Origin of the sequence: Gelidibacter algens, assembly GCF_001678675.1 — a bacterium.
Lineage (GTDB): Bacteria > Bacteroidota > Bacteroidia > Flavobacteriales > Flavobacteriaceae > Gelidibacter > Gelidibacter algens.
This window is the reverse complement of sequence record NZ_LZRN01000053.1, coordinates 1-21,730: the sequence shown is the minus strand read 5'-3', so window position 1 is coordinate 21,730 and position 21,730 is coordinate 1. Positions and strand designations below refer to the sequence as shown.

The 21,730-nt window shown below is 37.4% G+C and carries 17 protein-coding genes and 1 tRNA gene; 10 read left to right on the top strand and 8 right to left on the bottom strand.

Features of this window, described 5'->3' with window-relative positions; genetic code table 11:
- Nucleotides 1–32: 32 nt before the first annotated feature.
- Nucleotides 33–572, bottom strand: a complete 540-nt coding sequence (locus tag A9996_RS17205; protein ID WP_066438087.1) for a DUF2911 domain-containing protein — start codon at nt 570–572, stop codon at nt 33–35.
- A gap of 259 nt (nt 573–831) precedes the next feature.
- Here A9996_RS17205 and asnB point away from each other — a divergent pair, with 259 nt between their 5' ends.
- The 7 genes from asnB (at nt 832) to secDF (ending at nt 11,879) form a co-directional block, all read left to right on the top strand.
- The gene (gene asnB / locus A9996_RS17200) at nt 832–2,502 is read left to right on the top strand and encodes an asparagine synthase B (protein ID WP_066438080.1); all 1,671 of its coding nucleotides are present in this window, start codon (nt 832–834) and stop codon (nt 2,500–2,502) included.
- 400 nt (nt 2,503–2,902) lie between these two features.
- Nucleotides 2,903–4,843: a DNA topoisomerase (ATP-hydrolyzing) subunit B gene (gyrB, locus tag A9996_RS17190; RefSeq protein ID WP_066438077.1), complete on the top strand. Its 1,941-nt coding sequence runs from the start codon at nt 2,903–2,905 to the stop codon at nt 4,841–4,843.
- Between the two features lie 121 nt (nt 4,844–4,964).
- Nucleotides 4,965–5,978 carry a DUF6588 family protein gene (locus A9996_RS17185; RefSeq protein WP_066438071.1) on the top strand — a complete coding sequence of 338 codons (1,014 nt, stop codon included), beginning with the start codon at nt 4,965–4,967 and terminating at the stop codon, nt 5,976–5,978.
- 170 nt (nt 5,979–6,148) lie between these two features.
- Entirely contained in the window at nt 6,149–7,069 is a 921-nt protein-coding gene (mdh, locus tag A9996_RS17180) for a malate dehydrogenase (RefSeq protein WP_066438064.1), read from the top strand.
- Between the two features lie 175 nt (nt 7,070–7,244).
- Nucleotides 7,245–7,907, top strand: coding sequence for a DUF4412 domain-containing protein (locus tag A9996_RS17175; RefSeq protein WP_066438085.1), 663 nt, complete (start codon nt 7,245–7,247; stop codon nt 7,905–7,907).
- Nucleotides 7,908–8,043: 136 nt separating this feature from the next.
- Entirely contained in the window at nt 8,044–8,691 is a 648-nt protein-coding gene (locus tag A9996_RS17170; RefSeq protein ID WP_066438060.1) for a hypothetical protein, read from the top strand.
- 203 nt (nt 8,692–8,894) lie between these two features.
- Entirely contained in the window at nt 8,895–11,879 is a 2,985-nt protein-coding gene (gene secDF, locus A9996_RS17165) for a protein translocase subunit SecDF (RefSeq protein WP_066438057.1), read from the top strand.
- 384 nt (nt 11,880–12,263) lie between these two features.
- Here the strand turns inward: secDF and A9996_RS17160 are convergent, their stop codons facing one another.
- The 7 genes from A9996_RS17160 to A9996_RS17135 form a co-directional block, all read right to left on the bottom strand.
- The gene (locus tag A9996_RS17160) at nt 12,264–12,761 is read right to left on the bottom strand and encodes a DUF192 domain-containing protein (protein ID WP_066438055.1); all 498 of its coding nucleotides are present in this window, start codon (nt 12,759–12,761) and stop codon (nt 12,264–12,266) included.
- Entirely contained in the window at nt 12,761–13,591 is an 831-nt protein-coding gene (gene lgt, locus A9996_RS17155; protein ID WP_066438054.1) for a prolipoprotein diacylglyceryl transferase, read from the bottom strand. Before lgt ends, A9996_RS17160 begins: the two co-directional genes overlap by 1 nt.
- Nucleotides 13,592–13,797: 206 nt before the next feature.
- Nucleotides 13,798–14,034 carry a membrane protein insertion efficiency factor YidD gene (gene yidD, locus A9996_RS19735; protein WP_083994009.1) on the bottom strand — a complete coding sequence of 79 codons (237 nt, stop codon included), beginning with the start codon at nt 14,032–14,034 and terminating at the stop codon, nt 13,798–13,800.
- 146 nt (nt 14,035–14,180) lie between these two features.
- Nucleotides 14,181–15,662, bottom strand: a complete 1,482-nt coding sequence (gene cysS, locus A9996_RS17150) for a cysteine--tRNA ligase (RefSeq protein ID WP_066438053.1) — start codon at nt 15,660–15,662, stop codon at nt 14,181–14,183.
- 45 nt (nt 15,663–15,707) lie between these two features.
- On the bottom strand, nt 15,708–16,385 hold the full coding sequence (gene folE, locus A9996_RS17145; RefSeq protein WP_066438082.1) for a GTP cyclohydrolase I FolE: 678 nt from the start codon (nt 16,383–16,385) through the stop codon (nt 15,708–15,710).
- A gap of 339 nt (nt 16,386–16,724) precedes the next feature.
- Nucleotides 16,725–18,248, bottom strand: a complete 1,524-nt coding sequence (locus A9996_RS17140) for an OmpP1/FadL family transporter (RefSeq protein ID WP_066438051.1) — start codon at nt 18,246–18,248, stop codon at nt 16,725–16,727.
- 28 nt (nt 18,249–18,276) lie between these two features.
- Nucleotides 18,277–19,410, bottom strand: a complete 1,134-nt coding sequence (locus tag A9996_RS17135; protein ID WP_066438045.1) for a hypothetical protein — start codon at nt 19,408–19,410, stop codon at nt 18,277–18,279.
- A 100-nt stretch (nt 19,411–19,510) separates the two neighbouring features.
- Here A9996_RS17135 and proS point away from each other — a divergent pair, with 100 nt between their 5' ends.
- The 3 genes from proS (at nt 19,511) to rpsT (ending at nt 21,486) form a co-directional block, all read left to right on the top strand.
- Nucleotides 19,511–20,989: a proline--tRNA ligase gene (gene proS, locus A9996_RS17130; protein ID WP_066438044.1), complete on the top strand. Its 1,479-nt coding sequence runs from the start codon at nt 19,511–19,513 to the stop codon at nt 20,987–20,989.
- A gap of 145 nt (nt 20,990–21,134) precedes the next feature.
- Nucleotides 21,135–21,206 (top strand) — tRNA-Glu (locus A9996_RS17125).
- 28 nt (nt 21,207–21,234) lie between these two features.
- The gene (gene rpsT, locus A9996_RS17120; RefSeq protein WP_066438041.1) at nt 21,235–21,486 is read left to right on the top strand and encodes a 30S ribosomal protein S20; all 252 of its coding nucleotides are present in this window, start codon (nt 21,235–21,237) and stop codon (nt 21,484–21,486) included.
- Nucleotides 21,487–21,730: the final 244 nt, after the last annotated feature.

The window sequence follows — 21,730 nt, the reverse complement described above, 5'->3', positions numbered from 1 at the left end:
AGACTTCTTTTTTATTGTGATCCAGGTTTTGCCTATAAAGTAATAGGTACTTTTACTCTTAGTTTACCCCATCCAAGGTTCATGTCAGCGCCAGTTTTTGATTCTTCAAATACTATAGAAAAAGCTTCTAAAATGTCTTTACCTTGAGAGGTTGCAGCCTTTATGCGTGCCACATCCTGATCTTGTTTGTAAGTATAAGCACCCCAAACATTGATGTCAGAACTTAAGATGATGGTCCATTCTTTTTCGCCAGGAATTGTAAATAAAGAATAGGTACCCGCCTTAACTTTAGTGTCTCCAAATTGGACGTCTTTGTAGAAAGTAATTTCAGCAGCTTCATTGGCTCCTGTTCTCCAAACTTCGTCATTAGGCGTTAATTTTGCAATATCCCGACCATTTAACTGTGGTCGACTATAGGTAATTTTTACAACTTTGTCAGACACTTTGTAGCTGCTAGGGTAGGTTGCGGCATCCATAGGACTCTTGTCCAAATCAGGAAATTTTTGTGCATTGGCGGTATAAGAAAATACGAAGACCAACGTGAATACTAATGCTTTGATAATTGTTTTCATAGAATATTTTTTTTTCAAGGTTAAATTTAGGATTAATTATCTTAAAATTTATATAAAATCATGATTGACACCAAAAGTTTATAATTATTCAGAATTATTATCCTATTAAATAAACAAGCTTCTATATTAGGGGTATTAATTAATAATTAGTTTCAAATTGTAATCATTTTAAGGTTATTTGTTTTATAATTGGAATGATAATTTCATATTTGCCTAAGTATTATAATAAAAAGAATATTAAATAATAAAAATTGGAACCATGTGTGGAATTGTATGTGCCTTTGATGTAAAACAGAAAACTGAAGATTTAAGACCTCAAGTGTTGGAGATGGCAAAAATTATCCGTCATCGCGGACCTGATTGGAGCGGCATCTACAATAACGAGAGAGCTATTATGGCGCATGAGCGTTTAGCAATTGTAGATCCTGCCTCAGGGAAACAGCCTTTGTTGAGTGAGGATAAACAACTGGTGTTGGCTGCAAATGGCGAAATTTATAACCATAGGGAACTGAGAAAGCAGTTTCCCGACTATACGTTTCAAACTGAAAGTGATTGTGAAGTTATTTTAGCTTTGTATAAAGAAAAGGGTGTCGATTTTTTAGATGAGATGAACGGCATTTTTGGGTTTGCCATTTATGATGTTGAAAAAGATGAATATTTCATCGCTCGTGATCATATGGGCATCATTCCGCTTTATATTGGTTGGGACCAAAACGGAACGTTTTATGTGGCTTCAGAATTGAAAGCTTTGGAAGGCTACTGTACCAAAATCGAACTATTTCCTCCAGGCCATTATTTGAGCAGTAAGGACGGTAAATTCGTGCAATGGTATAAACGTGATTGGACAGAATATGACGCGGTAAAAGACAATGAAACCAGCATCAAAGCCATTAAAGTTGCTTTGGAGGCTGCGGTTCACCGTCAACTGATGAGTGATGTGCCTTATGGCGTTCTGCTTTCTGGCGGATTGGATTCTTCAGTCACTTCAGCCATCGCTAAAAAATATGCTGAAAAGCGCATCGAATCTGATGATACGCAAACCGCATGGTATCCGCAATTACACAGTTTTTCTGTAGGGTTGGAGGGATCTCCAGATTTGGCGGCAGCCCGAAAAGTTGCGGACCATATTGGAACCATTCATCATGAAATAAAATTCACCATCCAAGAAGGATTGGATGCGCTCAAAGATGTGATTTACAACCTCGAAACTTATGATGTGACCACAATTCGTGCCAGTACGCCAATGTATTTAATGGCACGCGTCATTAAATCTATGGGGATAAAAATGGTCTTGTCTGGAGAAGGTGCAGATGAATTGTTTGGTGGGTATCTCTATTTCCACAAAGCGCCAAATGCCAAGGAATTCCATGAGGAAACCGTTAGAAAATTGAGTAAACTCCATATGTACGATTGTTTGCGCGCCAACAAAAGTTTGGCTGCTTGGGGGATTGAAGGGCGTGTGCCATTTTTAGATAAAGAGTTTATGGATGTCGCCATGCGCATCAATCCTCAAGATAAAATGATCAATGGTGAACGCATGGAAAAATGGGTGGTTCGTAAAGCTTTTGAAGACATGTTGCCAGCAAGTGTGGCGTGGCGTCAAAAGGAACAATTTAGTGATGGTGTTGGCTACAGCTGGATTGATACCTTAAAATTGATGGTTGCCAATGAGGTAAGCGATGAGCAATTGGCTAACGCGAAATATAAGTTTCCCTTGCAAACACCAACAAGTAAAGAAGAGTTTTATTACAGATCTATTTTTACAGAACATTTCCCAAGCGATGCTGCCGCCATGTGCGTGCCGCAAGAAGCTTCAGTGGCATGTAGCACTAAAATTGCTTTGGAGTGGGATGAGAGCTTTAAGAACATGAATGATCCAAGTGGAAGGGCAGTGGCAAAAGTGCATTCAGATGCCTATGTCAAAGTTTAAATACGATTATGCTTAATTCGTGAACCTCTAAATAACGCTTCAGTGGGATTTAGAGGTTTTTCATGTTTTGAGCAGATGTTAAAATGGGGCAGAATCCGTTTTAAGATGTTTTTCAGACCATTTAAGCCACTTTTGAGTAATGAACAAATGTTGATAATTTTAGGCATTAATCGATGAAATACTTTTAAAAAACGATCATATTCCTTATCTTTGTAAGTATCCAAAAATGATGCGCGAGTATCATTTTTTTTATGCAGTTTAATCAACTGAAAAATGATTAATTTTTTTCAAATTGTAGCTATTGTAGACAGTTGGCAATTACATTTAGTAGAAAAATAGTATCTAATAGAAAATTGCATCTAATAGAAAATAAAAATAAAAATAAAGAATAAACAACATTATGAAAGAAGAGTTTAATAAGGATAATTATTCTGCAGACAGTATTCAGGCCCTTGAAGGGATGGAGCACGTGCGCATGCGTCCCTCTATGTATATCGGAGATACTGGTACGCGAGGATTGCACCATTTGGTTTATGAGGTAGTCGATAATTCTATTGATGAAGCATTGGCGGGACATTGTAATAATATTAGTGTCACTATCAACGAGGATAACTCTATAACCACTGAAGATGATGGTCGAGGTATTCCTGTAGATTTGCACAAAAAGGAAGGCGTTTCCGCACTAGAGGTGGTTATGACCAAAATTGGTGCTGGTGGAAAATTTGATAAAGATTCGTACAAAGTTTCTGGTGGGTTGCATGGTGTTGGTGTGAGTTGTGTAAATGCATTATCTGAACATTTAACAGCAACTGTATTTAGAAAAGGAGAAGTATGGGAGCAGGAATATGAAAAAGGGAAACCTATGTATCCTGTTAAAAAGGTTGGCGAAACCGATAAAAGAGGAACAATTGTTACGTTTAAGCCAGATCCAACCATTTTTACCCACACTTTAGAATATAGCTATGATACGTTGGCAAGCAGAATGCGGGAGCTTGCTTATCTTAACAAGGGCATCACCATTCATTTAATTGACAAACGTTCCAAAAAGGAAGATGGATCTTTTGAAGGTGAAACATTTCACTCAGAAGAAGGTCTTAAGGAATTTATCAAATTCTTAGATGGAAACCGCGAGCCTTTAATAAAAGAAGTGATTGCTTTTGAGGGTGAAAAAAATGGCGTTCCGGTTGAAGTAGCAATGATCTATAATACGAGTTATGCTGAAAATTTGCACTCGTATGTCAACAACATTAATACTCACGAAGGAGGAACACATTTATCAGGATTTAGACGTGGTTTGACCCATACGCTTAAAAAGTATGCCGATGACTCAGGGCTATTAAAGAATTTGAAATTTGAGATCGCTGGGGATGATTTTCGTGAAGGTCTGACCGCTATAATTTCGGTAAAAGTTCAAGAACCACAATTTGAAGGTCAAACTAAAACCAAATTAGGTAATAGAGAAGTTTCAGCATCTGTAAGTCAGGCAGTTTCTGAAATGTTGACTGATTATTTAGAAGAACATCCAGAAGATGCTAAAATTATAGTTCAAAAAGTAATATTAGCAGCTCAAGCACGTCATGCAGCCCAAAAAGCTCGTGAAATGGTGCAGCGTAAAACAGTCATGAGTATTGGCGGTTTGCCAGGGAAATTGAGTGACTGTTCAGAGCAGGATCCTGCAAAATCTGAAGTATTTTTAGTTGAGGGTGATTCCGCAGGAGGAACAGCAAAACAAGGTCGTGATAGAGCATTTCAGGCCATTTTGCCATTACGTGGTAAAATTTTGAACGTTGAAAAAGCGATGACACACCGTGTTTTTGAAAACGAAGAGATCAAAAATATCTTTACCGCTTTGGGTGTGACCATTGGCACGGAAGAAGATAGCAAAGCCTTAAACTTATCAAAATTACGATACCATAAAGTAGTGATCATGTGTGATGCCGATATCGATGGGAGTCACATTGAAACATTAATTCTGACATTCTTTTTTAGATTTATGAAAGAATTGATTGAAAACGGGCATATTTACATTGCGACGCCACCGTTATTTTTGGTAAAAAAAGGTGCTAAAAAACAATATGCTTGGAGTGACGAAGAGCGTGTCTCAATCATGAAAGAGTATGGTGATGGCACTAAAATACAACGTTATAAAGGTCTTGGAGAGATGAATGCAGAACAACTTTGGGATACCACTATGAATCCAGAATTTAGAACTTTACGCCAGATCCAAATTGATAATGGCGTAGAAGCAGACCGTGTGTTCTCAATGTTGATGGGTGATGAAGTGCCACCACGAAGAGAATTTATTGAAAAAAATGCCATTTATGCTAATATCGATGCTTAAGGCGCCGTTTTCAGGCAAAATGAGTAACGTCATCTTTAAATAATTTGAACAAATTAAACATCCTTAAAACTTTAAGGATGTTTTTTTCGTTTATAACACAAACAATCAAAAATCAACACTAATGAAAAAAGCATTTTATATACTTTTTACTGTAAGCTTTTCTGTTACCAACTTTGCTCAAGAAAATATTGATCAACTGTTGGCTGCCGGTATCAATGATGCCAAAAGATTTACCTCAGACTATATTGCACCAGCTTCTGAAGGGCTTGCTTATGGCATCAACAACGGATGGTTCAATCATGGAAAATCACCTAAAAGGTTTGGCTTTGAAATCTCCATCATTGCGAATGCCGCTTTTGTTAAAGATGAGCACAAATCTTTTACGATGAATAGTAGCGACTATGAAAATATTCGTTTTTCAGATAATAGCACTTCCAAAAATGTCGCTACCGCTTTAGGACAGAATGATCCGGAAATTACGGTGATCATTACTTATGATGATCCGATTTTTGGAAATCAGGAAGCTGAATTGACACTACCAACAGGTATTGGTTCCGCAAATGTCAATTTAATTCCTACTGCATTCGTGCAAGCGAGTTTTTCACCTTTTAAGGGTACGCAGATAAAAGGGCGATTCTTTCCCAAAACCCAAATTGATGATGCTGAAATCGGCCTTTATGGTGTAGGCCTTCAACAAGAATTTACGTCTTGGCTGCCTGCAGATAAAATTTTCCCAATTGCAATTTCAGGATTGGTAGCGTATACACATTTGGACGGTCAGTATGATTTTACAGAAGAAGGGTTTGTAGCGGGTGAAAATCAGAAAGTGCAAACCGACGTCAACACCATTCTTGCCCAACTGATTGTTTCCACAAAATTAAAAATAATCAACTTTTACGGCGGTATAGGCTATCTCAGCGGAAAATCAACAACCAGTTTATTGGGGCGCTATAAAGTGTCTGACGGTGTTCTATTTTCAGAAGAAATTGTAGATCCATTTAGTATAAAACAAGACGCATCTGGTATGAGAGGAACCCTTGGTGCCAATTTGCAACTGGGCTTTTTTGGACTCAATGCGGATTATACAATGGCTGAATTTGACAGCGCCTCCTTAGGGCTTAATTTTTTATTCTAGATTCAATTTGACGGTTTTAAATATTCATATTTGTCTGCAAGGATAGCGATGTTCCTCAGAATAAATGAATCGACATTTATTTTCCTCTTTTAAGACAATCTTAAATATATTGTGTTTTAAAAATGTTAAATTTGTGAAACATTTAATTTAAATATTTTAAACCTAAACACATGAAAGTTACAGTAGTTGGAGCAGGAGCCGTTGGTGCAAGCTGCGCGGAATATATCGCAATCAAAAATTTTGCGAGTGAAGTTGTTTTGTTGGACATTAAAGAAGGTTTTGCCGAAGGGAAAGCAATGGACTTGATGCAAACCGCTTCTTTGAACGGTTTTGATACCAAAATAACAGGAGTCACTAACGATTATTCTAAAACTGCAGAAAGTGAAATTTGTGTGATTACCTCTGGTATTCCCCGTAAACCAGGGATGACGCGTGAGGAACTGATTGGCATTAATGCAGGTATCGTTAAAGAAGTGTCTTCAAGCTTAATCAAACATTCTCCAAATACCATTATTATTGTAGTGAGTAACCCTATGGACACGATGACCTATTTGGTTCATAAATCGACAGGTCTCCCAAAAAATAGAATTATTGGAATGGGCGGCGCTCTGGATTCTGCACGTTTCAAATACAGATTGGCAGAAGCTTTGGAAGCGCCAATTAGTGATGTTGACGGAATGGTAGTTGGCGGACATAGTGACACAGGTATGGTACCTCTAACACGTTTGGCTACACGTAACAGTGTTCCTGTGACTGAGTTTTTAACAGAAGAGAGATTAAACCAAGTTATGGAAGATACCAAGGTAGGTGGGGCAACCCTCACTAAATTATTGGGTACTTCAGCATGGTATGCTCCCGGAGCAGCTGTTAGTGGTTTGGTGCAAGCCATTGCCTGCGATCAAATGAAAATGTTCCCATGCTCTGTACTATTGGAAGGAGAATATGGACTGAATGATATCTGTATTGGAGCGCCGGTAATCTTAGGGCGTAACGGCATCGAGAAAATTGTAGAAATAGAGTTGAACGATGCAGAAAAAGCGCACATGCAAGAAAGTGCTGAAGGTGTTCGTAAAACCAATGATCTATTATAATACGGTATAAATACTTAAAGTTATGGGTGCCTATTGTGAGGTGTTCTGGGTGATATCTTATTATCGAGAGGTCTCAGCGATATTACTTTAGGCACTCAAAATTATAAATGACTTGGTCTTTAGTTAATTGAAGAATTATTATATTGCCATTTCAAATCAAAAAAAAAATCAGATTATGAAAAAATTACTATTGATAGTAACCTTGACATTGAGTGTGACATTGTTCGCTCAAAAGCAAATTGATGAAGGTGTCGTTATTTCTAAGCAAACCATGTCCAGTGAAAATGAGCAAATGAATGCTCAGTTGGCCATGTTGGGAGATATGATTACCACCACTTACTTTAAGAACGATAAATCCCGCTCTGAAATGAGCAATCCAATGACGGGAACAACAGTGTTCATTGCTGACAATGCGGCAAAAAAATCGCTCACGTTGATGGACAATGCGATGGTTGGAAAAAAATACATGGAAAATAACCTTACGCCATCAGAAGAAGATTTAAAAGGGATCACTATTGAAAAAACAGACGAGACAAAAACCATTCTTGGTTATGAATGCACTAAATACAATGTGACCATGAACAAAGATGGTGCTAATGTTACAATGGTTATTTATGCTACAGATAAGCTTAAGGCTGTTACCCAACAAACCACTGCGTTTGGAAAAGATTTTACAGGTTTTCCAATGCTCATGGACTTAGCTGTAGAGCAGCAAGGTGTTAAAATGAATTTGGTTATTGAAGTAACAGAAGTGAAAGCAGAGGACATTGCTGATGATAAATTTGACATGACAGTACCAGAAGGCTACTCAAAAAGTGACAAGCTTCCAGGAATGTAAATCTTACAACAATTAAAAATTGATACTTAAAGACTGTAGGAATGCAGTCTTTATTTTTTTCTATATATTTGGCGCTTGAAAGTCCACGATCAATTTTAGTTCCTGAAATTAAGTAACTGGATGAAATTTATAACTGTTGAAAAATATTACAGACATAAAGATAAACTCAAGGTGGTACATTAACGTAGCACTGATTTTTATTGCCGTGCTAGGTGGTATTGTAGGTCAGCAACAAGTAGCTGTCCCTAATCAAGAGATTGTATTGCAGTTTACCAATACCGATATCTCCTTAAACGATACACAACACACCATTGCCATTGTAGAAGAACAGCTTGAGCTTATTGGAGTTTACAACATTCAAATTAGTGAGCAAGAAGATGGCAAGCTCATCATCAGTTATTACAGTAACACAGACGTTGATGGCATTAAGGCATTACTTTCAAAGCAAAAAGAGCTCGCCTTAGGTTTCATTTCATATGATCGCAATGAAAAGCCAATCCAGCTTCCTTCTGATGGTACATCTATAGGTTATAATATTGATGTTTATGAAATTCAAGATGGCCAGGACCATGTTTCAAATTTAGGTAGAAAATGCGCTATTGAACTCAAGTCAGGAGATTATCGGTTCGTAAACACTAATTTTTATATTCCTTCTGATGACATCAATGTTGCTGATTATGTTCAAATATTAACAGTAAACTATACTTTTCAAAGACATATTGCCATTGCTAAAGACTACAAGTCTCACAAAGTGCCCGAGGTTAGGGCAGGCCCTTCTGCTTAAGGGATACCGAGTGAATTAGTCTTTTCAAATACTTCCATTTGACATCCCAATCACATAAAGAGATCCTATAAAGGGAGTTCTCATTTCAATAAGGCTATATAAGCTTTAAACAAAGTGTACATATTCATAAAAAACAATTGTCAAATGATCCGTAAACTCTATATTTGCGCGTTCAAAAATTTGACTTAAAAAAAATTATAATAATGCAAAACAAAGGATTAGTAAAGCTGTTTGCTGTGTTATTTGGTTTGGTAAGTATTTACCAATTATCATTTACATTCAAAGCTAACCAAATTGACGATCGTGCCGAAGAAATCGCAGCGCGCAAATCTGACGACCCAACTCAAAGGGCCATAGATGAAGCACAATATTTAGATTCCCTGTCAAATCAGGAAGTATTTGATATTGGTATCGCAAGTTTCACTTACAATGAGGTAAAAGATAAGTCCATGAATTTGGGTCTTGACCTTAAAGGTGGGATCAACGTTATACTTGAGATATCTGTAAAAGATATTTTAAAAGGCCTTTCAAATAACAGTAAAGACCCTGTATTCAACAAGGCTTTGGATGATGCTGCTGAACTTCAGAAAAATAGTCAAAACTCATATGTAGAAGACTTTTTTATTGCTTTCGATAAAATAAAGGGCAACCAAAAACTGGCATCTCCTGATATTTTTGCGAATAGAACCTTAAGTGAGGAAATCACTTTTGACATGTCTGACAGTGATGTTAAGCCAATTATCGAACAGAAAATTGATGAGTCTATCCTTTCCGCATTTGAAGTCTTGCGCAAGCGTATCGATAAATTTGGGGTAACGTCACCAAACATCCAGCGATTGGGCAATACAGGACGTATTCTTGTAGAGCTTCCTGGTGCGAAGGATATAGAGCGTATTACGAATTTATTGCAAAGTACAGCGCAATTGGAATTTTGGGATGTGTACAAAGGCGAAGAATTTCTTCCTTTCCTTGCACAGGCCAATGAAACCTTGAAGCCTTTAGTAAATACTGATGCTCAAAATGAAGTAGCTGCTTCTGAAATTGTAACAGATACAATTGATGATGCTGATAGTAAAATTAAAGAACTGACCGGTGTTACTACTACTGATTCAACTGAGGTTGGTGAAAACCCTATCTTAGATTTGTTGAGAGGGTATGGTGCTGGAGGTCCTGTTGTTGCAACTTTTGAAGCAAACGACAAAGAGAAAATCATGTCTTACCTAAACATGCCACAAGTTCGCGCTTTATTGCCTGCCGATCAGCGTTACGTGAAATTCGCCTGGGGCATTCAAGGAAAAGATAGTGAGTTTGTTGATTTATATGCCATTAAAGGCAACAGAGAAAACACACCAGAACTGAGTGGTGCGGTTATTACAGATGCACGTCAAGCCTATACCCAAACCAACCAACCTTCTGTAAGCATGCAAATGAACAGTAAGGGGGCTAAGATTTGGGAGGAAATGACTGGAAAAGCCTACGCACAACAAAGTCAAATCGCAATTTTGCTTGATGATATTGTATATTCTGCTCCAGGTGTAACTACAGGACCTATTTCTGGTGGGAATTCAGAGATTTCTGGATCGTTTACACTTAATGAAGCAATTGACTTAGCTAACGTTTTAAGAGCTGGAAAGCTGCCTGCTAAAGCAGCTATTGTTCAAGCTGATGAAGTAGGTGCCTCTTTAGGACAGGAAGCAGTTGATAGTGGTATCACTTCTTTTATGATTGCATTGACCTTAGTGTTACTTTGGATGATTATGTATTATGGTAAAGGCGGCTTATTTGCTGATATTGCCTTGTTGCTAAACATCTTGTTAATTTTTGGCGTACTGTCAGGTTTAGGAGCGGTGCTGACGCTTCCTGGTTTGGCGGGTATTGTATTGACCATTGGTATGTCAGTAGATGCGAACGTACTTATATTTGAGCGTATTAAAGAAGAGTTGGCAAAAGGTAAGAGTAAGCAGGAAGCTATCAAAGATGGTTTTGGTAATGCATTGTCTTCAATATTAGATGCGAACATTACCACGTTACTTACGGCTATTATCCTATTCGTGTTCGGTACAGGACCAATCAAAGGCTTCGCAACAACCTTAATAATAGGTATTGTGACCTCATTATTTACTGCAATTTTCATTACAAGATTGGTGGTGGATTGGTATGTCAGTAGAGGTAAGGAGTTAACATTTACAACGCCAGTTACAAAAGGACTTTTCCAAAATATGAACATTGATTTCATCAATAAGAGAAAAGTGGCTTACATTGTTTCGTCAGCAGCTATTCTTTTAAGTTTGTTCTCTTTGTTTACCAAAGAATTGGATGAAGGTATCGATTTCGTTGGAGGTAGAACCTACCAAGTGCGTTTTGAACAAGAGGTAAATCCAGAAGAAGTTAAAGCGGACGTTTTGGAAGCTTTTGGAAGTGCTGAGGTTAAAACTATTGGTAGTTCACATCAATTAAAGATCTCTACAAAATACTTGGTAGACCTCAATACCGCTGAAGCAGATGAAAGAGTGCAATCTGAACTTTTTGAAACGTTGAAACCATATTTACCTAAAGGAATTACCTACGAAGATTTTAAGGTAGGTTCTGGAGATAAGAAAATAGGGAAAATGTTCTATGGTAAAGTGAGTCCAACAATTGCTGATGATATCAAAAGAGAGTCATTCTGGGCTGTTCTAGGATCGCTAGTTGTGGTCTTCTTGTACATTTTATTGCGTTTCAAAAGATGGCAGTTCTCATTGGGTGCAGTTGCGGCTGTATTCCATGATGTGATTATTGTATTGGGTATTTTCTCCTTCTCATATTCATTTATGCCATTCTCCATGGAAATTGACCAAGCATTTATTGCAGCAATTTTAACGGTAATTGGTTACTCGTTGAATGATACGGTAATTATCTTTGACAGAATTAGGGAAACCATTTTAGAACGCGGTGGATTTAAAGGAGGTAGAAATATTAACTTCGCCATCAACAGTACTATAAGTAGAACGTTGAATACGTCTTTAACTACGTTGGTTGTATTGTTGGCAATGTTCTTGTTAGGTGCAGATTCTTTAAGAGGACTGTTATTTGCGATTATTGTAGGTGTAGTTGTAGGTACCTATTCTTCAATATTTGTAGCAACACCGTTGATGTATGACACCTTAAAAGATAAAGGTGAAACCATCGATGAAAATTCAAAAATATAACATTTAAAGTGTTATTATAATTAGTAAAAGCCACTCTTTGAGTGGCTTTTTTTATTGCGCTTTAATTTTGAAATGGGTTAGCGAGTATTCTGAGAGTTTTGGTTAATGCAGGAAGGGGTTTTAGGGATGTATGACATTTGCATGACCCTGAGGAAAGAGTTCAATGCAGTCTGTACTGAGTTTTTTATGGCCTTTGAATAACGGTTTAAACCAATCGTAATTTATATTAAAGTAAAGGAATTATAAGCAAACCTATAATCGATTTTAAGAAGTGAATGTAGGTTGAAGACGCGACATATAAGCGTCTTGAAATTCAATCGCAGAACCTTCATCGAATAGTTTTCAACTTCAATTTCAACTTCAACTTCAATTTCAACTTCAATTTCAGTCCACTCGTTGGTACTCCACCTTGTCGCCAACCTCCAACAGCCATTGATCTGATAGACCTGCATTGATTTCCAATACATATTTTGCAGGCACAATGGAAGGTAATGAGGTTTCTTTAAAGGGTTGGGCATTTTTTTGAAAACTGACTATTTTTTTATCGGCATCAATATAAATAATGTCCAAAGCAATTTTGGTGTTTTTCATGTAGAATGAATGGTAATCTGCCTCAGGAAATACAAATAACATACCTTGGTCCTGATCCATTTGATCACGGTACATTAATCCCGTTTGGGTTTGGTAATCATCATCAGCAATTTCGATATCCAAACGTTTAATGATGCTGTCATTAACTTTCTTGAGCACTAGTTCGCCTTCTTTTTTAAATTCGATGACCAGTGGCTTGATCGTTTTTTGATCTTCTTTACAACTTTTAAGCGGGACGCAGCAAGCACCTAAAGTAAGCATTGCTACTATCTTAAATGCATTTCTTGTCATTAGGCCAGTTGTTTTTTTGGCTTGTACATAAACATGAAATACAAACCGATAAGAATAAAAGGAATACTCAACAGTTGTCCTGTATTAAGTGCTGAGGTTGCAATATATTCATGTTCGCTTTGCGGTTCTTTGACAAATTCCACAAAAAATCGAATTGCCCAAAGCAATACCAAAAAGAGTCCAAATAGAAAGCCTTGCTGTTCGCTTTTTTTGGTCTTCCAATAAAAAAACCACAGAGCGATAAATACGAAAATATAACAGAACGCTTCATAGAGTTGTGCTGGATGCCTTGGAAACGATTCACCATTTTGGGCAAAAACAACCCCAAACTCAGTGCCAGTCGGTTTGCCTACAATTTCAGAATTGATAAAATTACCAAGTCTTACAAAAACAGCACCAGAGGCCACAGGAATTACTACCCGATCTAAAATCCAAACAACTGATTTTCGCAATACTTTCTTATTGTAAAAGTACATGGAAATGATCATCCCAATGGCTGCACCATGACTTGCCAGACCTTGAAATCCTGTAAATTCGAATCCGCCTTTAAATTTGACAGGTAAAAATATGCTGAAAAAATCTTCAGTGAAAAGTTCACGCTGGTAGAATATCACATGTCCCAATCGCGCACCAAGCATAATCCCTATAACGGAATATATAAATAAGGAATCTAGGGATTCTTCAGATTGTTTTTCATGTTTGTAAATACGCTTCATGATGTAAAACCCTAAAATAAAGGCAACAATCCACATCATACTATAAAAGTGTAATGTAAAACCAAGAATATCAAAGCCTTTGGTAGGATCCCAAACGATTTTAAGTGCGTGCATGTTGTAAAATTTAATTAGAAGGGTAAATATAATATTTTGAAGAGAAATAAGGGGGTATGCTTTAAAATTTTACAAAACCTTTAGTAAAAAGCTTGAGTTTGATTTTTGTATTTGAACTGATTTGAAATGAAATTGGTAGGATTTCAGAAGATGTTTTTGAGTACAGCGATCTAGTTTCTCTGATTTAAAAGTTCCACTTCATTATTTTAATTATTATCCTTTTCTGGGACAGGATCATAACCGCTGCCACCCCAAGGATGACAACTAAAAATACGTTTTGTTGCCAACCAACCGCCTTTAAGAAGGCCGTGTTTTTCTAAAGCCTCTTTCGAGTATTGCGAACACGTGGGTTGATACCGGCAACTTGCGGGGGTTAATGGCGAGATAAAGGTTTGATACACCTTGATTAGCAACAGAAACGGATATGTAAGGATTTTTTTCAATGAAGTCAGTTGCTTGATGTGGTGTTGTAAAGTTGGAAAGTTGTGAGGTGTTTGGTGTTTAGAGGTGTTACTCTTAGAATAATAATGTTAATGGTTTGTTTTTAATGATGTTACTAAAAATATAGCCTAAACAACTTAACACCCAACTAATTAGTCGTAAATGTCGTGCCTTCTTTGCCGTCATTCAATTGAATGCCCGCTGCTGCCAATTCATCACGGATTTTGTCAGACATTGAAAAATCTTTATTTGCTCTTGCTTCCTGTCTTAATTGAATCAGTAGTTCCACAGCGCCTGAAAGTTTTTCCGTTCCATTTTCAGATTGATTCACGTTCACCAAACCTAACACGTCAAATGCAAACGTATGAACCGTGTTTTTTAACAAGGTTAAATCATCTTGGGTAATGCTGGCAGTGCCTTCCTTTATCTGATTGATAAATTTAACGGCCTCAAATAAATTAGCGATGAGAATAGGCGAATTAAAATCGTCATTCATGGCATCATAACATTTTTGTTGCCACTCTGTAATATTAAAGGTTGAAGCGGTGCCGGCTTTTAAATCGTCTATAGCTGTAATGGCATCCATTAATCTGAAGAAACCTTTTTCACTTGCCAAAAGTCCGTTATTGGTAAAATCCAAAATGCTTCTATAATGTGCTTGAAGCATAAAGAAACGTGCTACACTAGGCGAAAATGCTTTTGTGATGTGCGGATTATCTCCGGAGAAAATCTCAGTAGGCAAAATGAAATTTCCAGTTGATTTCGCCATTTTCTTACCGTTCATGATCAGCATATTAGCGTGCATCCAATAATTCACAGGTGCCTGACCATTGCAGGCCTCAGCTTGTGCAATTTCACATTCGTGGTGTGGGAATTTTAAATCCATACCACCACCATGGATGTCAAAATGTTCACCTAAATACTTTGTGCTCATCGCGGTACATTCCAAATGCCACCCAGGGAAACCATCACTCCATGGAGAAGGCCAACGCATAATATGTTGTGTTTCGGCTTTCTTCCAAAGGGCAAAGTCCTGCGGATTTTTCTTATCGCTTTGGCCATCAAGTTCACGGGTATTGTGCATTAAATCCTCAACATTACGCTTGCTTAAAATACCGTAAGGTTTTGTTTCGTTATACTTTAAAACATCAAAATAAACAGAACCGTTAACCTCATAAGCCAATCCTTTATTGAGAATATTTTTGATGATTTCAATCTGCTCAATAATATGTCCTGTGGCAGTAGGTTCTATACTAGGGGGTAGGAAGTTGAACTTATTTAAAATGTTATGGAAATCGACGGTGTAGCGTTGCACCACTTCCATCGGTTCAATTTCTTCCAAACGTGCTTTTTTGGCTATGCGGTCTTCGCCTACATCTGCATCATTCTCCAAATGTCCAGCATCAGTAATGTTTCTCACAAAACGCACTTTATATCCTAAATGTTTCAGGTATCTAAAAATCACGTCAAATGACATAAATGTTCTCACATTTCCTAAATGGACATTGCTGTAAACTGTTGGTCCACATACATACATGCCAACGTAACCGTCGCTAATGGGTGTGAATATTTCTTTCTCGCCCGATAAGGAGTTGTAGATTTTAATTTGTTGTTTGTCGTAAAGATGCATGATAGCGATTTGTTTTTATGCTGAAAATATAATATTACATCCTAATTAAAAATGCGTATCTAATTTAATATAGTCTAAAAATTCGCGTCGGGTGTCTTGATTTTTAAAAGCCCCACCAAACTCTGAAGTTACCGTGCTACTTTCAATATCTCTAATGCCACGAGAATTTACGCATAAGTGTTTGGCGTCAATAACGCAGGCAACATCATCAGTGCCCAGAACTTTTTGAAGATCTTGAACAATTTGCATGGTCAAACGCTCCTGTACTTGGGGTCTTTTGGCGTAATAATCCACAATACGGTTCATTTTTGAAAGCCCCACAACAGTTCCTTTACTAATATAGGCCACATGTGCCTTGCCAACTATTGGCAATAAATGGTGTTCACAAGTAGAGTATAAGGTGATGTTTTTCTCCACCAACATTTCACCATATTTATAATTATTTTTAAAAGTGGATGCATTTGGTTTTCTCGCAGGATCTAGACCACCAAAAATCTCTTTTACAAACATTTTGGCTACGCGTAAAGGCGTTCCTTTAAGGCTGTCATCAGTAAGATCCAGGCCTAAGGTTTCCATAATATGCCTAACATCATCCTTTATGATGTCTATTTTCTCATCAGAAGAAAGTTTAAAAGCATCGCTTCGCATAGGTGTGTATGCCGATGTGCCAACGTGATCATCACCAAGAGCGTCAATATCTTGAGTATTTTTATCTGTTTTCATAGTCATTTTGTGAATCTATCAGCGGTATTAATTTCGTTAAAGGTGCGGTTTAGTTGAAATAAGTGGCAAAGATAAACAATTATAAAATCATAGCATTGACAATATTATTGCTTTTGCCAAAGGAAAAAACCAGATACGCTGTAGTTTACATATACTTGGTAAAATTGTACTAATTTAAAATCTAATTAGGTTTCCATCTCAATGGGTTACAAACATCACAAAAATGAAGTGTATTTTGTTAGTAGGATCTACTGGCTGCACTATTTCGACTATAGTTCTAAAAAAAAAAAAGCACTCTTTGCAAGAGTGCTTTTGTAGTTTATGTTATAAAATTACGGGTTATAAGCTAAACCCTAAAGTCAACGTAACGTTGGAATTCTTATTGTCAATTTGAGCAGCATCCGTAAGACCTACAGCATATAATTGTTGATTATAGTCTCTTTGAGTGTGATCATAAGCCAAGTCTAATTTGAGATTCCCAAAATTATAGCCAAGCCCAAAAGAATACCCATTCAAATCACCGTAAAATGAATCGTTTTCATATGGGCTTTCTTCTAATCTGTAACCACCTCTTAAGCTTACTTGCTTGATTCTGTATTCGCCTCCTATTCTGTACGTAGAAGCGTTTTGTAAGGTGTTGCTTATGATGTCATTTTGTGTTGCAAAGTAAGTATCAGATGTAGGTTTGAATTTTGTACTACCATAATCTTTTCTGGAATAATCAAAACTGATCAAGCCATGATCATTAAAAACATAAGCCAAACTTCCTGTAATCTTTCCTGGGGTTTGCAACTTGTAATCTGGGAAAACATTCACCACAAAAGGATCGATAATTTGTGATATGTTAGAACCATCTTCATTTCTTACCGTCCCTAGGTACTGAGTAGTATCGTCAGAAATGGTGTACCAAGTTGGAGAGTTGTAAGATAATCCAACACGTAGTTCTTCGTTTATCTTTGCAATTGCGCCTACTTGAAATGAAAATCCGGATCCCACAGTTGAGAGTGAATTCTGAAAGCGTACCTCATTTACTAAAGAACCCACATTCGCGTTTGTTTCATAGAGGTCTGTAAATTTTTCATAATTGATAAAATGAGAGTTTAGATTCAGTCCGAAATAAAAATTATCACCGTATTGTGTGGACGCATTAAAACTAAATTTACCATTGTAGCCTGTGGAAGCGTAAGTGTACTCTTGATCAAAATTATTTCCAACAATGTTGGATGAATACAAGGTGTTGCCATCATCATTGCTAGCAGGTTCTACAATATAGGATTCAAAACCTAAAAAACCTTGTTGATTGCCAAAGCCGTATGCACTATTAATTTCAGAATAGGCGGTGGATAGACTTTCGCCGTCGAGGGCCGATATTTGATCGAGTCTTAAACCTTGGGCATATCCAAGAAAATAATCTCCTATAGTTCCAGAGTTTGTATTGATACCTCTAACATTCCATGAGTTCTCAAAATTTGAAATTTTATCATAGGCAACTCCCAAAGAAAATTTTCTCCAAGGAGAATCAGAATTTGTATTATTAAAAACAAAGGCTGCACCAGTTTGATTCAGATCAAATTTAGAATCTGATGAAGAACTGGATCCGTTAAAATAGTTGATATCGTTTTTAGTGCTCAAATTTGAGATGGAGATAGAAGCGTGGCTGTTTGTGAAAATAGACGATCCCGCGGGATTGATACTTACGGCAGACATGTCGCCTCCAAGAGCTCCAAACGCTCCGCTCATACTTCTGAATCGTGCAGTTCCCTGAACTTCATCTTGTGAATATCTTACGGCGTCGGTAACATCCTGTGCCATAATACTAGACATAGATAGAGCGGCTATGAACAGTAAATTTAACTTTTTCATATGGTTATTTTTTTATAATTCTGAATTTTTAATTACCACCACGTCTTGAAGATCCACCTGAACTTCTTGCTGGTGAAGATGATCTTGAAGAACTGCTACTTGAGCTTCTCACGGCAGGTGAAGAACTGGAACGCGATGGAGAATAGCTTGAATTGTTGCTCGATCTTGTTGGAGTCGAAACATTATTGCCTCCTCCTCTTCTTGTAGAACCGCTACTTCTGGTATTTGTGCCAGAGTTGTTACTTCTAGTTCTTGTTGTAGGTTGCACTCTGTTATTTGTTCTAGTTCTTGTTGCAGGCTGATAAGTTCTGTTGGTATTGCTTCTAACTCTATTGTCCGTGTTGGAACGTGTTGCATCAGAACTTCTTCTATTGATAGTTGTTGAATTTACTCTTGATCTTGTGCTTGAAGAGTTAATTGAGCTGCGTCTTCCAATAGTCGAGTTGCTTCTATTTAAAACCGAAGCGTTTCTATTTAGAGAAGTTGATGAACGATTGGAGTTTGTGTAGACACTTCCACGTCTTCCATTGCTATAAGAAACGTCTCTACCATTACGGTAGTAACGATTATTGAAATTATTTCCGTAATAAGGATAATTTCCATAACCATAATTGAAGCCATAACCATAGTTAAACCCATAGTAAGGGTTGAATCCTGCATAATTCATCCCTCCATAAAAACCATAAGACCAAAAGGGATCATAAAATCCTGAGTATCCCCAGCCTGGGTACCCCCAACCATGATAAAGACCGTAATTTCCAAATCGGCTATAAGGGCACCAACTATTATTATTGTAGTAAACGTTGATATCAACGTTTTGACTGTCTTGACCCCAACCAGCATAACCGTCCTCATAAACGATATCGCCGTTTTCATCAGTATAATCACCTTGGTAGGCGTCAATATCCGTGAAAATTACGTTCTGATCTTGAGCAAGATTTTGAAATTGTTGGGATTTCTGTCCGAAGTAGTCTTTGTAGTAACTATTATTATTGGTTTGAACGTTTTCATAATAGACTTCTTCTTGAGGGACTTCTGAGCTATAAATACCATCATTGTCATAACCAGCGTATTGGTATGATCCACAAGAAGCTAAAACGAACAGTAAGCTTAGTGCAACAAAAAATGGCAATTTTCCATATAAGTAAGTTTTAAATTGCATATCTATTTGTTTTTATTGTTGAACATTACAAAAATAGTTAGTTTTGTCCAACTATTTAATTATTTAACATTAGCGCAACTTTTGTGCCAAAACACAGGTAATGAGTAAAAATCTTACAAGCAGAGCGGAAGATTATTCCAAATGGTACAACGAGTTGGTAGTGAAAGCTGATCTAGCTGAGAATTCGGCAGTTAGGGGCTGCATGGTCATCAAACCTTATGGCTATGCTATATGGGAAAAAATGCAGGCAGAATTGGATAGGATGTTCAAGGAAACAGGTCATCAAAATGCATATTTTCCTCTTTTTGTACCTAAAAGTCTGTTTGAAGCCGAAGAGAAAAATGCTGAGGGCTTCGCAAAAGAATGTGCCGTGGTTACACATTACAGGTTGCAAAACGACCCAGACAATCCAGGAAAACTCCGTGTTGATCCTGAAGCTAAATTAGAAGAAGAGCTTGTGGTAAGGCCAACTAGTGAGGCTATTATTTGGAGTACTTATAAAGGCTGGATCCAAAGTTATAGAGATCTACCAATATTGATCAACCAATGGGCTAATGTGGTACGTTGGGAAATGCGTACGCGTTTGTTTTTAAGAACTGCTGAGTTTTTATGGCAAGAAGGCCATACGGCCCATGAAACCCGATCTGAGGCTTTGGCAGAAGCGCAACTGATGAATCAAGTGTATGCTGATTTTGCTGAAAACTTTATGGCTATACCTGTGATTCAAGGGGTAAAAACAGAAAGTGAACGTTTTGCTGGTGCTGAAGAAACGTATTGTATTGAAGCACTCATGCAGGATGGAAAAGCACTACAGGCAGGAACCTCTCATTTTTTGGGACAGAACTTCGCGAAGGCTTTTGATGTTAAGTTTACAAACAATGAAGGGAAACTAGATTATGTATGGGCAACCTCGTGGGGGGTGTCCACACGTTTGGTGGGTGCCTTGATTATGACGCATAGTGATGATAAAGGGCTTGTGTTGCCACCTAATCTGGCGCCAATTCAAGTTGTGATTGTGCCAATCCATAAAACGGATGACCAACTGAAGCAAATTGGGGATGTAGCTAAAAATTTATTAACTGAATTGAGATCAAAAGGCATCAGTTGTAAATATGACGATCGCACAACACAGCGTCCAGGTGCAAAATTTGCACAATATGAACTGCAGGGAGTGCCCTTAAGAATTGCAATAGGTCCTAAGGATTTAGAAAACAAGACGGTCGAATTGGCACGACGAGATACGTTGTCTAAAGAAAATGTGGTGTTAGATGGGTTGGTTGATAAACTGGAAGCTTTGCTCGCTGAAATTCAAGAAACATTATTTAAAAAAGCGCTCAATTTTAGAAATTCACACATTACTGAAGTCGATACTTTTGAAGAGTTTAAGACCGTTTTAGAGACTAAAACAGGCTTTATTTCAGCGCATTGGGATGGGACTGCTGAAACGGAAGACAAGATCAAAGAGATCACAAAAGCGACAATTAGATGTATACCTTTAGATCAGAAGAAGGAAGCTGGAAGCTGCGTATTTACTGGTAAACCATCTACTGGGAGAGTGTTGTTTGCGAAGGCTTATTAAAAATTTTTGAAAAAAGTTTGCTTAGGTGTTGCAACATTTAAAAATAGTTGTATTTTTGCATCCGCAATGAAACATTGTGTGTGCGTTTGAAAAGCTTGCAAATTGAAAAAAAAAGTTATTAATTTGCACTTGAAATAAAACAAATGGCCCGTTCGTCTATCGGTTAGGACGCCAGGTTTTCATCCTGGTAAGAGGGGTTCGATTCCCCTACGGGCTACAATTTTTTAATAAGAAAGAAAGAGAAAATGGCAAATCATAAGTCAGCATTAAAAAGAATCAGAAGTAGTGAGTCTAAGCGTTTAACCAACAGGTATAAACACAGAACGACTCGTAATGCAATCAAGAGATTGCGTGAAATGGAAGATGCAAAAGAAGCCCAAGAAATGCTTCCTGCAGTTTCTGCAATGATTGATAAATTGGCTAAGAAGAATATTATTCATTCTAACAAAGCAGCTAATTTGAAATCTGGTTTGGCTCTGCATATCGCTTCTTTGTAAGAAAGAAACATTACATCCTATATAAGAAATCCATTCTACTTGAATGGATTTTTTTATGCCTTATCCTGAAAAGTTGTAAATATTAAAAAGCCCAACTACGTATAATTTAGGGTCGTTTTGTATATATTATGAAGTGCTATTATCCGTTCATAGGAGTAACAAAAACTACCTCCATTGTTTCTTGGTCGTTTTTGTTATACGGTCGTATTGTATAAATTACCTACTGGCCGTCCCACCAGGAGTT